Raw genomic sequence first — 12,069 nt, forward strand, 5'->3', positions numbered from 1 at the left:
TCAGGCCAGGTCGACCGCGTGGATCGAGGTCGCCTCGATGGCGGCCTCAATCTCGGCCAGCGTCTCGGACGGGATGGCGGAGTCGACCGAGAGGGCGACCAGGGCCTCCCCGCCCTTGGTCTCGCGGGAGACCTGCATCCCGGCGATGTTGACCCGGGCCTGGCCGAGGATCTGGCCGACGGTGCCGACCATGCCGGGGCGGTCGACGTAGGTGAAGAACGCCAGGTGGTCGGTGGGCTCGATGTCGATGTCGAACCCGTTGACCTCCACGATCCGCTCCCGCTGGTGGATGCCCACGAGGGTGCCGCTCACCGACACCTGGGTGCCGTCGGCCAGCGTGCCGCGGAGGGTGATCAGGTTGCGGTGGTCGGGGCTCTCGCTCTCGGTGACCAGGCGCACCGCGACGCCGCGCTCCGCCGCGAGGAGCGGCGCGTTGACGTAGGAGACCTGGTCCTCCACCACGCTGCTGAACACGCCCTTGAGCGCCGCCAGCTCGAGCACCTTGACGTCCTGGTCGGCGATCTCGCCGCGCACCTCGACGTCCAGCTGCTGGGCGACCTCGCCGGCCACGCCGGTGAAGATCTGGCCGAGCCGCTCGGTCAGCGGGATGCCGGGCCGGACGTCCTCGGCGATCACCCCGCCCTGCACGTTGACCGCGTCGGGCACCAGCTCGCCGGAGAGGGCGAGCCGCACCGACCTGGCGACCGCGATGCCGGCCTTCTCCTGCGCCTCGTCGGTCGAGGCGCCGAGGTGCGGCGTGGCCACCACGTTCTCGAGCTCGAAGAGCGGGCTGTCCGTGCACGGCTCCTTGGCGAACACGTCCAGGCCCGCGGCCGCGATCCGACCGGTCTTGAGCGCGTCGTAGAGCGCCTCCTCGTCGACGATGCCGCCGCGGGCGGCGTTGACCAGCACCAGGGAGGCCTTGGCCTTGGCGAGCTGCTCCGCGCCGATGAGGCCGACGGTCTCGGGGGTCTTGGGGAGGTGCACGGACATGAAGTCGGACTCGGCCATCAGCGTGTCGAGGTCCACCAGGCGCACGCCCATCTGCGCCGCGCGGCCGGCCTGCACGTAGGGGTCGTAGGCGATCACGCTCATGCCGAACGCCGCCAGCCGCTGCGCGACGAGCACGCCGATCCGGCCCAGACCGACGATGCCGACGGTCTTCTCGAACAGCTCGATGCCGGTGTACTTCGAGCGCTTCCACTCGCCGTTGCGCAGCGCCGCGTGCGCCGGGGACACGTGGCGGGCCGCCGCGAGCATCAGCGCGACGGCGAGCTCGGCGGCGGAGACGATGTTGGAGGTGGGAGCGTTCACCACCATCACGCCGGACTGGGTGGCCGCCTTGACGTCGACGTTGTCGAGCCCGACGCCCGCGCGGGCGACCACCTTCAGCCGCCGGGCGGCGGCCAGCGCCTCGCTGTCCACCTTCGTCGCCGACCGCACCAGCACGGCGTCCACGTCGGCGATCGCCGGGATCAGCTCGGCACGTTCGGCACCGTTGCAGTGGCGGATCTCGAAGTCCGGGCCCAGGGCCTCGACCGTGGCGGGGCTCAGCTCTTCGGCGATCAGAACGACGGGGCGGTCAGTCACAGCGATGTCCTTCTCAGGATCGTGCGGGTGGAAGGGGTGCACGACGCTGTGCCGACCGTCACGCTACCCCACCTGAGGCCTCGCGCGACGCCCAGGCCTGCTCCAGCGCCTGCTCGAACAGCTCCACCGGCTGGGCCCCGGAGATGCCGAACCGGCCGTCCAGCACGAAGAAGGGCACGCCGGAGGCGCCGTACGCCCGCGCCTGGGCGACGTCCTCGAGCACGGCGTCGCGGTAGTCGGTGGTGCTGAGCACGACGTCCACCCGGTCGGCCGGGAGACCCGCGGCGTCGGCCGCCGCCCGCAGCACGTCCGGGTCGCCGAGCGACTCCCCGCGGGTGAAGTACGCCGCCAGCAGCTCCTCGAGCAGCTGCTGCTGCCGGCCGCGCTCCTTGGCGAGGTGCAGGAGCCGGTGCGCGGTGAGGGTGCGGGCGTGCGGCGCGTCGTGGTGCCGGAACTCCAGGCCCTCCGCCGCGCCGACCGCGTCGCCCTGGGCCATCGCCTCCCGGGCGCCGGAGACGTCGGTGCCCCACTTGCGGGCCAGGACCTGGACGGTCGACTCGGTGGGGACCTCCGGGGCGAACGGGTCGAGCTCGTAGGAGCGGTAGTCGACCTCCACGTCGTCGCGGTGGTCGAAGTCGGCCAGCGCCCGCTCCAGGCGTCGCTTGCCGATGTAGCACCACGGACACACGACGTCGGCCCAGATCTCGATACGCACGGGGGTCACAACGCCGCCGCGCCCACAGGTGTTCCGCCGAGCGGGCCGCTGACACCCTGAGAGATCTAGGGGTCACCTCAGGGAACGGTCAAGGGTCCTGCCCGAAGCGGCACCGGCCCGCGCCCCGACAGGCTTCGGGACATGATCACAGTCGAGTCACTGTCCAAGTCCTACGGCGGCTTCACCGCCGTCGACGACGTGTCGTTCACCGCGCAGCCGGGCCGGGTCACCGGGTTCCTCGGCCCCAACGGCGCCGGCAAGTCCACCAGCATGCGGGTCATGGTCGGGCTGACCAAGCCGACCTCCGGCGAGGTCCGGGTGCTGGGCCGCCGCTTCGCCGACCTGCCCGACCCCGGACGCGAGGTCGGGGTGTTGCTCGACGCCTCCGCCCAGCACGCCGGGCGCACGGGTCGGGAGATCCTCACCATCGCCGCGCGCACCATGGGGCTGCCGCGGGCCCGCGTCGACGACATGCTCGAGCGGGTCAGCCTGACCCAGGACGAGGCCAGCCGGCGCGTCCGCAACTACTCGCTCGGCATGCGCCAGCGCCTCGGCATCGGTACGGCGCTCCTCGGCGACCCCCAGGTCCTCATCCTCGACGAGCCCGCCAACGGGCTGGACCCGGCGGGCATCCGCTGGATGCGCGACCTGCTCCGCGGATTCGCGGACCAGGGCGGCACGGTGCTGCTCTCCTCGCACCTGCTGCACGAGATCGAGGTGATCGCCGACGACATCGTGGTGATCGGCAACGGCCGGATCGTCGCCCACGGCACGAAGGAGGAGCTGCTCGCCGGCGCCGGCACCCTGGTCCGCGCCGCCGATCCGGCCGCGCTGAGCGCCGCGCTGAGCGCCGCGGGCATCGCCGCCACCCCGATGTCCGGGGGCGCCGTGCTCGCCGAGGCCGACCTGGCGCGCGTGGGCCGCACGGCCTTCTCGGCCGGCATCCCCCTCACCGAGCTGCGGGCCGCCGACGGCGCGGGCCTGGAGGAGATGTTCCTGGCGCTGACCGCCGAGAGCCAGCGCGACGCCGTCACCGGCACGACCCACCTGGAAGGAGCCGTGGCATGACCGCCACCACCCTCGAGGCGCGCGCCACCGCGGCCGCGCCCGCTCGTCCCGCCCCCTCGCCCATCCCGTTCCGCAGGGTGGTCGGCGTCGAGCTCCGCAAGATGTTCGACACCCGCTCCGGCTTCTGGCTGATGGCGAGCATCCTCATCCTCTCGGTCGTGGCGACCGGGGCGACGATCATCTTCGCCGACCGCGAGGACCTCGACTTCGAGGCGTTCGCCTCCGCGGTCGGGATCCCGATGTCGGTGATCCTCCCGATGATCGGCGTGCTGTCGGTGACCAGCGAGTGGAGCCAGCGCACCGCGCTGACGACCTTCACCCTCGTGCCCAGCCGCGGCCGGGTCGTCGTGGCCAAGCTGCTGAACGTGCTGGCCATCGGCGCGGTCGCGATCCTGGTCGCGGCGGTCGTCGGCGCCATCGGCAACGTGGTCGTCAGCGCCATCGTCGACAAGGACGCCGTGTGGAACATCAGTGTTGCGGAGCTCTCCCGGATCGTGCTCGCCAACGAGGTCGGCATGCTCATGGGCTTCGTGCTCGGCCTGCTGATCCGCAGCTCCCCCGGAGCGATCGTCGGCTACTTCGTCTACGCGCTGGTCCTGCCCGGCATCTCCAGCGCGCTGGCCAGCACGCAGGACTGGTGGTCGGACAACGCTCCGTGGTTCGACCTCAACTTCGCCACGTCCCGCCTCTTCGAGGACGTCGCGATGTCCGGCGAGGCCTGGGCCCAGCTCGGCACGGCCGCGCTGATCTGGATGGTCGTCCCGGGGCTGCTCGGGATCCGGCTGATGATGCGGTCGGAGATCAAGTGACCGCCTCCGGCTGACAGCGAGGACGACGAAGCCCCCGACCGGCGCGGTCGGGGGCTTCGTACGTCGCCGAGGCTCAGCGGGCGGCCGAGCCCTCGGTGTAGTCGTCGTCGGTCTGCTTCCACGCGAACTGCGCCCGGAGGGTCTTGCCGGTGGCCTCGATGGGGTGGCCGGCCTCCTCCTCGCGCAGCTTCTGGAACTCCACGGCACCGTTGTCCTGGTCGTCGATGAAGCGCTTGGCGAACGCACCGCTCTGGATGTCGGCGAGGACGTCCTTCATCCGAGCCTTCACCGAGTCGTCGATGACGCGCGGGCCCGACACGTAGTCGCCGTACTCGGCGGTGTCGGAGATGCTCCAGCGCTGCTTGGCGATGCCGCCCTCCCACATCAGGTCGACGATCAGCTTGAGCTCGTGGAGCACCTCGAAGTAGGCGATCTCCGGCTGGTAGCCCGCCTCGGTGAGGGTCTCGAAGCCGGCCTGCACCAGGTGCGACATGCCTCCGCAGAGGACGGCCTGCTCGCCGAAGAGGTCGGTCTCGGTCTCCTCGGTGAACGTGGTCTTGATGACGCCGGCGCGGGTGCCGCCGATCGCCTTCGCGTAGGACTTCGCGACGTCCCACGCCTGACCCGAGGCGTCCTGCTCGACGGCGATGATGTCGGGGATGCCGCGGCCGGCGACGTACTCGCGGCGGACGGTGTGTCCCGGCGCCTTGGGCGCGACGAGGATGACGTCGACGCCCGCCGGCGGCTGGATGTAGCCGAAGCGGATGTTGAAGCCGTGGCCGAAGACCAGCGTGTCGCCCTCGGCGAGGTTCGGCTCGATGGACTCGCGGTAGAGGTGGCGCTGGACCTGGTCGGGGGCGAGCACGACGATCACGTCGGCCTCCTCCACGGCCTCAGCCGGCGTGACGACGCGGAGGCCCTCCTCCTGCGCCTTGGGGCGGCTCTTGGAGCCCTCGGGCAGGCCGACGCGGACGTCGACACCGGAGTCACGGAGGTTCAGCGCGTGGGCGTGGCCCTGGCTGCCGTAACCGATGACCGCGACGTGCTTGCCCTGGATCAGGGACAGGTCGGCGTCGTCGTCGTAGAACATCTCAGCCACTGGTGGCCTCTCCTCGTTGTTGTGGGTGGGTGGTGCTCCGGGCCTGGGGCGGTCAGCCCGCAGGCGGCGGGACGGGTACGGCGACCGGCTTGCCGCGCTCGGAGATCGACCGCGAGCCACGGCCGATCGCCACGATGCCGGACTGGACGAGCTCGCGGATGCCGAAGGGCTCGAGCACCCGCAGGAAGTCGGCGATCTTGCCGGCGTTGCCGACCACCTGCATGGTCACCGCGTCGGACGAGACGTCGATGACCTTCGCCCGGAACAGCTGGACGACGTCGAGCACCTGGCTACGGTTGTCGGCGGTGGCGCCGACCTTGACGAGCACCAGCTCGCGGGTGACCGAGGCGTCGGGGTCGAGCTCGACGATCTTGATCACCTCGACCAGCTTGTTCAGCTGCTTGGTGACCTGCTCGAGCGGCGAGGACTCCACGTTGACCACGATCGTCATCCGGGAGATCTCGGCGTGCTCGGTGGGGCCGACGGCGAGCGACTCGATGTTGAAGCCGCGGCGGCTGAACAGGCCGGCGATCCTGGCGAGGACGCCGGGCTTGTCCTCGACCAGGACGGACAGGGTGTGCTTGGCCATCTCGGGTCGGCTCCTCAGAGGTCGTCTTCGTCGAACTGCGGCGCGAGGTCCCGCGCGTACTTGATGTCGTCGTTGCTGGTGCCGGCCGCGACCATCGGCCACACCATCGCGTCGCGGTGGACCCGGAAGTCGACGACCACGGGCACGTCGTTGATCTCCATCGCCTTCTGGATCGTCGCGTCGACGTCGTCGGGCGACTCGCAGGAGAGGCCCACGCAGCCGTAGGCGTCGGCGAGCTTGACGAAGTCGGGGATGCGGACCTCGGGGCCGGTGTGCAGGTCGGTGTTGGAGTAGCGCTCGTTGTAGAACAGGGTCTGCCACTGCCGGACCATGCCGAGCGACTCGTTGTTGATGACCGCGACCTTGATCGGGATCTTGTTGATCGCGCAGGTGGCGAGCTCCTGGTTGGTCATCTGGAAGCAGCCGTCGCCGTCGACCGCCCACACCGTCTGGTCGGGCATCGCGACCTTCGCCCCCATCGCGGCCGGCACGGCGTAGCCCATGGTGCCGAGGCCGCCGGAGTTCAGCCAGGTGTTGGGGCGCTCGTACCGCACGAAGTGGGCGGCCCACATCTGGTGCTGCCCGACGCCGGAGGTGTAGATCGTGTCCGGCCCGGACAGCACGCCGAGCCGCTCGATCACGTGCTGCGGCGCGAGCCGGCCGCCGGCGGGCGTCTCGTAGCCGAGGGGGTACTTCTGCTTGACCCCGGCGCAGAACGAGACCCAGCCCTCGTAGTCGCCGGTCCGGCCGGCGTCGCGCTCGGTGCGGAGCGTGGTCACCAGGTCGATCAGGACCTCGCGGATGTCGCCCACGATCGGGACGTCGGCGTGCCGGTTCTTGCCGATCTCGGCCGGGTCGATGTCGGCGTGGATCACCTTCGCGCCGGGCGCGAAGGAGTCGAGGTTGCCGGTCACCCGGTCGTCGAAGCGGGCGCCGAGGCTGATGATCAGGTCACTCTTCTGCAGCGCGGCGACCGCGGCCACGGTGCCGTGCATGCCGGGCATCCCGAGGTGCTGGGGGTGGCTGTCGGGGAACGCCCCCCGAGCCATCAGCGTGGTGACCACGGGGATCCCGGTGAGCTCGGCGAGGGTCAGCAGCTCGCGGGAGGCGCCGGACCGGATGGTCCCGCCGCCGACGTAGAGGACCGGCTTGCGGGCCTCGAGGACGAGCCGGGCAGCCTCGCGGATCTGCTTGGCGTGCGGACGGGTGACCGGACGGTAGCCCGGCAGGTTCAGCTCGGCCGGCCACCGGAACGTGGTCTCGGACTGGAGGGCCGACTTCGCCACGTCGACCAACACCGGGCCGGGGCGGCCGGTGGAGGCGATGTGGAAGGCCTCGGCGATCCTCGTCGGGATCTCGGCGGGGTCGGTGACCAGGAAGTTGTGCTTGGTGATCGGCATCGTGATGCCGCGGATGTCGGCCTCCTGGAAGGCGTCGGTGCCGATCAGGGACGAGCCCACCTGCCCGGTGACCGCGACCATGGGCACCGAGTCCATGTGGGCGTCGGCGAGAGGCGTGACGAGGTTGGTCGCGCCGGGGCCGGAAGTGGCCATGCACACGCCCACCCGTCCCGAGGCGGCGGCGTAGCCCTGCGCGGCGTGGCCGGCGCCCTGCTCGTGACGCACCAGGATGTGGCGGATGCGGCTGTCCATCAGCGGGTCGTACGCCGGGAGGATCGCACCGCCCGGGATGCCGAAGATGTCGGTCACCCCGGCCGCCTCCAGCGACCGGACCAGGCTCTGTGCTCCGGTGATGGTCTCGCCCGAGCCCTGCTGCTCGCTCACTGTGCTCTTCCTTCGTTCAAGTGCCGGCCGTACAAACAAAAACCCCTCTGTTGCGGAAGCAACGAGGGGCGGACGCGCGAACCGAGGCTCAGTCGGCGCGTCCGGTGCGTACGAGAAGGTGCTGGTGCATGGACCCACCGTACGCCGTCGTACGTCGTGCCGTCGAACGAGTCTCCCACGTCGTCCCGGATGGCGAGACGGCGGTCTCAAAAAGCGGCTACCGGAGCGGGATACGCGCAAAGGCCTCCTGGTACCGCCCCATCCCGATGTACTGGTGCGACACCCAGATGTCACGGGACTGGAGCGCGGTCAGGGACTGGAGCGGTCCGCACCGCGCGACGCCGTTCGCGTCGGTGATCGCCCGACACGCCAGCTTGCTGCCCGGCGGCTCAGGGTCGAACCGGTTGGGGGCGTACGCGCTGCCATGGGTGAACTGAAGCCCAAGGCCCGAGATCGGGGTGCCGTCGTCGTAGCGGGTGGCTCGGGCGACCAGCGCGTAGCGGACCTGGAGCGGGCTGGGCCGGGTCATGAACGGCTCCGGCGTGAGCTTCACGACGATGAGGTTCGTGTAGGAGATGGTGAAACCCTGGCTGTCGCCGAACCCGTCGCTCCCCGTGAACGTCGCCTCGAAGAAGGCGGTTCCCGGCCACGCGGTCACCACCGTGGTGGCGACACCGTCGGCATCGACGGGGACCGCCTCACCGATCGGGTTCCGGCTCCGCGAGAACTGCACGGTGCCGGTCGGGACGCCCGCGGGCGAGGTGACCCGGGCGGTGATCGTCGCCTGCTCGCCCCCGTAGCGCCCACCGGACACGGTGACGGTCGTCGTCGTCGGAACCGGCTCGTCGGCCTGCTCGTCGGCAGAGGCGGGCACCGGGCCGAGCGCCGGGAGGAGCGAGACCGTGGCGAGCACCACCACGAGGGCCACCGCGAGACGGGTGGAGGGCCGAGCGCGCATGTCGGGAGCCTTTCGTCGAGCCGCCCCCCGCGCCGCACGCTAGCGCAGGCAGCGCCGGGCGTCCGCGAAACCGCAGCGTCAGGGCAGCACGAGTCGGCCCACCGGGCCGGGGTTGAACGCGACCTCCCACCGGAAGCCGTCGGGGTCGGCGAAGTAGCCGGTGTAGCCGCCCCAGTCGCGCTCCGCGGCGGGCTGCACCTCCGTGGCGCCGGCCGCGCCGGCCTCGGCGAGGACCTCGTCCACCTCCGCCCGGGTCGCCACGTTGTGGGCGAGGGTCAGCGGCGCGATCCCCGGCCCGCTCGCGAGCGGGCCGACCTCGGCCTCGAAGTGGGTGCGATCCCACAGGGAGAGCACCAGCTGGGGTCCCGCGCGGAACATCAGCACCTCCCCCGCGACGTCGACCTCGGGCGTCCAGCCCAGGCCGGCGCAGTAGAACCGGCGGGTGGCGTCGAGGTCGGCCACCGCGAGCGTGACGAAGCTGATCCGCTGGTCCATGGCCACGATGCTGGCACCAGGCACCGACAGCCAGTACCCGGCCAGATCTGATCAGGGTCCGGTCAGCTCGCTGAGCGCGGCGCGCTGCCGGCCGTCGTCGTCGAAGTTGGCCGGGTCGAGCCACCGCTCGTGTGCGGCGCGCACCCGCGGCCACTCCTCGGCCGTGACCGAGAACCAGTCGGTGTCGCGGTTGCGTCCCTTGACCACCATGTGGTTGCGGAAGCGCCCCTCGTAGCGGAAACCGAGCCGCGCCGCGGCGCGCCGGGAGGGCTCGTTGAGGCTGTCGCACTTCCACTCGAAGCGCCGGTAGCCGAGGTCGTCGAAGGCGTGCCGCATCAGCAGGTGGATCGCCTCCGTGGCCGCAGCGGTCCGCTGGAGCCGGCGCCCGAACAGCACGCCCGCGACCTCCACCTGGCCGTGCGCCGGCTCGATCCGGGTGTACGACGCGATGCCGGCCGCCCGGCCCGCGTGCTCGCCCGCCCGGGGCACGAGGGCGAAGGTCAGCGTGCCGGGCGCGTCCACGACGGCCGCCAGGTGCATCCACAGCTCGGGGAGGGAGGTCGGCCGGTCGACCGGCCGGTAGGTCCAGAGGTCGTCGTCCTGGGGGCCGCAGCAGGCGACGTGGAGGTCGGCGAACCAGGCGGAGGTGAGCGGCATGACCCGCACGGTCCGCCCCTCCAGGGTGACCGGCGCGGGGGCCGGCCGGGGCTCCCAGCCGGGGACCTCGCGCCCCACCTCCGGGCGCCGCGGGTCGGTCACCAGGCGCCGCGCAGTCGCTCGTCGGCGGCGGAGCTGACCGGGTCGTCCGCCGACTGCACGAAGACGGCGACCACCCGGCCACCGCGCTCCTCCAGCCGGTCGCGGACCGCCCGCCACGCCGCGAGGTTCGGGTGGTCGACCTCGGTGCAGGCGGCGGCCGGGGCGAGCGCGGTGATGGCCTCGGTCAGCTGCTGCCGGCTGACGTCGAGGGTCGCGGTCGAACCGTCGTGCTTGAGCACGGTCGCGAGCACGACGGCGGGCAGGCCGTGCGTCCCGCCGGGTGCGTTGACGTGCAGGAAGTCGCCGTCGAGCGCGACGCCGTGGCCCACGGGTGGGCGGTAGCCGTCGATCTGGTCCTCGAGCCGCCGGCGGATCCGGGCCAGGCCGTCGAGCGTCGACCACTCGTCGAGCGGGTCGAAGTCGAAGGCCGGCAGCCCGTCGATGCTGGTGCGGTTCTTGCGCCGGCGGTAGTCGGCGGCGCCCTCCCGGCCCTTGCGGGTGAAGTAGGGCTGCAGCAGGTCGCGCTCGCCGACGTAGTCCATCAGCGGGACGCCGTAGCCGCAGGAGTCGGAGATCCGCTCGATGTCGACCACGACCACGGCCCGGGCGCCGGGCAGCTCGTCGAAGCGGGCCGCCAGCGCGTCGTACTCCTGGTCGTAGATGGTCACCACCCGGCCCCGGCCGTGGAACCGCACGATGTTGGGCGGGCCCTCGAACGCGCAGAACATGACGACGATCCGGCCGTTCTCCCGCAGGTGGGCGATCGTCTCGCTGCCGCTGCCGGTGGTGTCGACCCAGGCGAAGGTCCGGTCGTCGAGCATCCCGAAGGTCCCGGGGACGCCGCGCGGCGAGACGTTGACGTGGCCGTCGGGCGCCAGGGGCGCCGTCGCGACGAAGAAGACCCGCTGCGCGTCGACGAACGACCGCAGCCGTCCGGCGACCCGCTCGTGGATCTTCACCGCGGGCCGTCAGCCGGTGACCGCGCCGTGCGCGGCCGACTTCACGGTCGCGGCGTACTTGCCGAGGACGCCGCGGGTGTAGCGGGGCGGCAGCGGCTCCCAGCCGACCTTGCGCGCTTCGAGCTCGGCAGCGTCGACCTCGACCTCGAGGGTCTTGTTGAGCACGTCGAGCACGATGGGATCGCCGTCCCGGACGAACGCGATCGGACCGGCGTCGACCGCCTCCGGGGCGATGTGGCCCACGCAGAGCCCGGTGGTGCCGCCGGAGAACCGGCCGTCGGTCACCAGCAGCACGTCCTTGCCCAGCCCGGCGCCCTTGATCGCGCCGGTGATCGCCAGCATCTCGCGCATCCCGGGACCGCCCTTGGGGCCCTCGTAGCGGATGACCACGACGTCGCGCGGCTGGATCTTGCCGAGGGCCAGGGCGTCGAGCGCCGCCCGCTCGCCGTCGAAGACGCGTGCGGTCCCGCGGAACACGGTGTCGTCGAAGCCCGCGCTCTTGACCACGGCGCCCTCGGGAGCGAGCGAGCCCTTGAGGATGGTGATGCCGCCGGTCTTGTGGATCGGCTGGTCGAGCGGCCGGAGCACGTCGCCGTCGAGGGCGGGCGGGCTGAGCTCCGCCAGGTTCTCGGCCAGGGTCCTGCCGGTGACGGTGAGGCAGTCGCCGTGCATCAGGCCGGCGTCGAGGAGGGCCCGCATCACCACCGGGATGCCGCCGATCCGGTCGACGTCGTTCATCACGTAGCGGCCGAACGGCTTCAGGTCGCCGAGGTGCGGCACCTTGTCGCCGATCCGGTTGAAGTCGTCGAGGGTGAGGTCGACCTCGGCCTCGCGGGCGATCGCGAGCAGGTGGAGCACGGCGTTGGTCGAGCCGCCGAGGGCCATCACGACGGTGATCGCGTTCTCGAAGGCCTCGCGGGTCATGATCTGGCGTGCGGTGATGCCCTGCCGCAGCAGGTTGACCACGGCCTCGCCGGACCGGTGGGCGAAGCCGTCGCGGGGGGGGGGGGGGGGCGGGGGGGGGGGGGGGGGGGGGGGGGGGTGGGGGGGGGCGGGGGCGCCGGGGGGGGGCGTGGTGGGGGGGTTGGTGGGGGGGGGGGGGGCGGGGGGGGGGGGGGGGGGGGGGGGGGGGGGCGGGGGGGGGGGGGGGGGGGGGGGGGGGGGGGGGGGGGGGTGGGGGGGGGGGGGGGGGGGGGGGGCGGGGGGGGGGCGGGCCCCGCGCCGAGGCCTCCGCGACCCGGGCC

Annotated in this window: 11 protein-coding genes and 1 pseudogene; 2 read left to right on the forward strand and 10 right to left on the reverse strand. The window is 72.3% G+C overall.

From position 1 onward, the window contains the following. Together serA and ACPOLA_RS16240 are read right to left on the reverse strand one after the other, a co-directional pair. A complete protein-coding gene (serA, locus tag ACPOLA_RS16235) occupies positions 1–1,590 on the reverse strand; it encodes a phosphoglycerate dehydrogenase (RefSeq protein WP_435771544.1) in 1,590 nt (529 codons plus the stop codon). A 58-nt stretch (positions 1,591–1,648) separates the two neighbouring features. Further along, the gene (locus ACPOLA_RS16240; protein ID WP_435771545.1) at positions 1,649–2,305 is read right to left on the reverse strand and encodes a DsbA family oxidoreductase; all 657 of its coding nucleotides are present in this window, start codon (positions 2,303–2,305) and stop codon (positions 1,649–1,651) included. 141 nt (positions 2,306–2,446) lie between these two features. Here ACPOLA_RS16240 and ACPOLA_RS16245 point away from each other — a divergent pair, with 141 nt between their 5' ends. Both ACPOLA_RS16245 and ACPOLA_RS16250 read left to right on the forward strand, forming a co-directional pair. Beyond that, on the forward strand, positions 2,447–3,373 hold the full coding sequence (locus tag ACPOLA_RS16245; protein ID WP_435771546.1) for an ABC transporter ATP-binding protein: 927 nt from the start codon (positions 2,447–2,449) through the stop codon (positions 3,371–3,373). Beyond that, positions 3,370–4,182 (forward strand): ABC-2 transporter permease, encoded by an 813-nt coding sequence (locus ACPOLA_RS16250; RefSeq protein ID WP_435771547.1) that lies wholly within the window; start codon positions 3,370–3,372, stop codon positions 4,180–4,182. Before ACPOLA_RS16245 ends, ACPOLA_RS16250 begins: the two co-directional genes overlap by 4 nt. A gap of 73 nt (positions 4,183–4,255) precedes the next feature. On the opposite strand, the gene ilvC is transcribed toward ACPOLA_RS16250, so the two are convergent. The 8 genes and pseudogenes from ilvC to ACPOLA_RS16290 form a co-directional block, all read right to left on the reverse strand. After that, positions 4,256–5,281, reverse strand: coding sequence for a ketol-acid reductoisomerase (gene ilvC, locus ACPOLA_RS16255; protein WP_435771548.1), 1,026 nt, complete (start codon positions 5,279–5,281; stop codon positions 4,256–4,258). Positions 5,282–5,333: 52 nt separating this feature from the next. Continuing rightward, positions 5,334–5,870: an acetolactate synthase small subunit gene (gene ilvN, locus ACPOLA_RS16260; RefSeq protein WP_435771549.1), complete on the reverse strand. Its 537-nt coding sequence runs from the start codon at positions 5,868–5,870 to the stop codon at positions 5,334–5,336. A gap of 14 nt (positions 5,871–5,884) precedes the next feature. Next, positions 5,885–7,654 carry an acetolactate synthase large subunit gene (locus tag ACPOLA_RS16265; protein WP_435771550.1) on the reverse strand — a complete coding sequence of 590 codons (1,770 nt, stop codon included), beginning with the start codon at positions 7,652–7,654 and terminating at the stop codon, positions 5,885–5,887. 217 nt (positions 7,655–7,871) lie between these two features. After that, positions 7,872–8,612, reverse strand: coding sequence for an Ig-like domain-containing protein (locus ACPOLA_RS16270; RefSeq protein ID WP_435771551.1), 741 nt, complete (start codon positions 8,610–8,612; stop codon positions 7,872–7,874). 78 nt (positions 8,613–8,690) lie between these two features. Further along, positions 8,691–9,107, reverse strand: coding sequence for a VOC family protein (locus ACPOLA_RS16275; RefSeq protein WP_435771552.1), 417 nt, complete (start codon positions 9,105–9,107; stop codon positions 8,691–8,693). A gap of 51 nt (positions 9,108–9,158) precedes the next feature. Further along, positions 9,159–9,764, reverse strand: a complete 606-nt coding sequence (locus ACPOLA_RS16280) for a GNAT family N-acetyltransferase (RefSeq protein ID WP_435771553.1) — start codon at positions 9,762–9,764, stop codon at positions 9,159–9,161. Positions 9,765–9,862: 98 nt separating this feature from the next. Beyond that, positions 9,863–10,825, reverse strand: a complete 963-nt coding sequence (locus ACPOLA_RS16285; protein WP_435771554.1) for a pyridoxamine 5'-phosphate oxidase family protein — start codon at positions 10,823–10,825, stop codon at positions 9,863–9,865. A 9-nt stretch (positions 10,826–10,834) separates the two neighbouring features. Then, positions 10,835–11,827, reverse strand: a pseudogene (locus ACPOLA_RS16290) (dihydroxy-acid dehydratase domain-containing protein); the annotation flags it as partial. Between the last annotated feature and the right edge of the window lie 242 nt (positions 11,828–12,069).

Source organism: Nocardioides proteolyticus (genome assembly GCF_051280635.3).
Classification (GTDB): Bacteria; Actinomycetota; Actinomycetes; order Propionibacteriales; family Nocardioidaceae; genus Nocardioides.

What these genes read in the sequence shown, in the direction of transcription:
- ACPOLA_RS16245 (WP_435771546.1), top strand. Translation starts at nt 2,447, where the DNA reads ATGATCACAGTCGAGTCACTGTCCAAGTCCTACGGCGGCTTCACCGCC.
- ACPOLA_RS16250 (WP_435771547.1), top strand. Translation starts at nt 3,370, where the DNA reads ATGACCGCCACCACCCTCGAGGCGCGCGCCACCGCGGCCGCGCCCGCT.
- ilvN (WP_435771549.1), bottom strand. Translation starts at nt 5,870, where the DNA reads ATGGCCAAGCACACCCTGTCCGTCCTGGTCGAGGACAAGCCCGGCGTC.
- ACPOLA_RS16270 (WP_435771551.1), bottom strand. Translation starts at nt 8,612, where the DNA reads ATGCGCGCTCGGCCCTCCACCCGTCTCGCGGTGGCCCTCGTGGTGGTG.
- ACPOLA_RS16275 (WP_435771552.1), bottom strand. Translation starts at nt 9,107, where the DNA reads ATGGACCAGCGGATCAGCTTCGTCACGCTCGCGGTGGCCGACCTCGAC.
- ACPOLA_RS16280 (WP_435771553.1), bottom strand. Translation starts at nt 9,764, where the DNA reads ATGCCGCTCACCTCCGCCTGGTTCGCCGACCTCCACGTCGCCTGCTGC.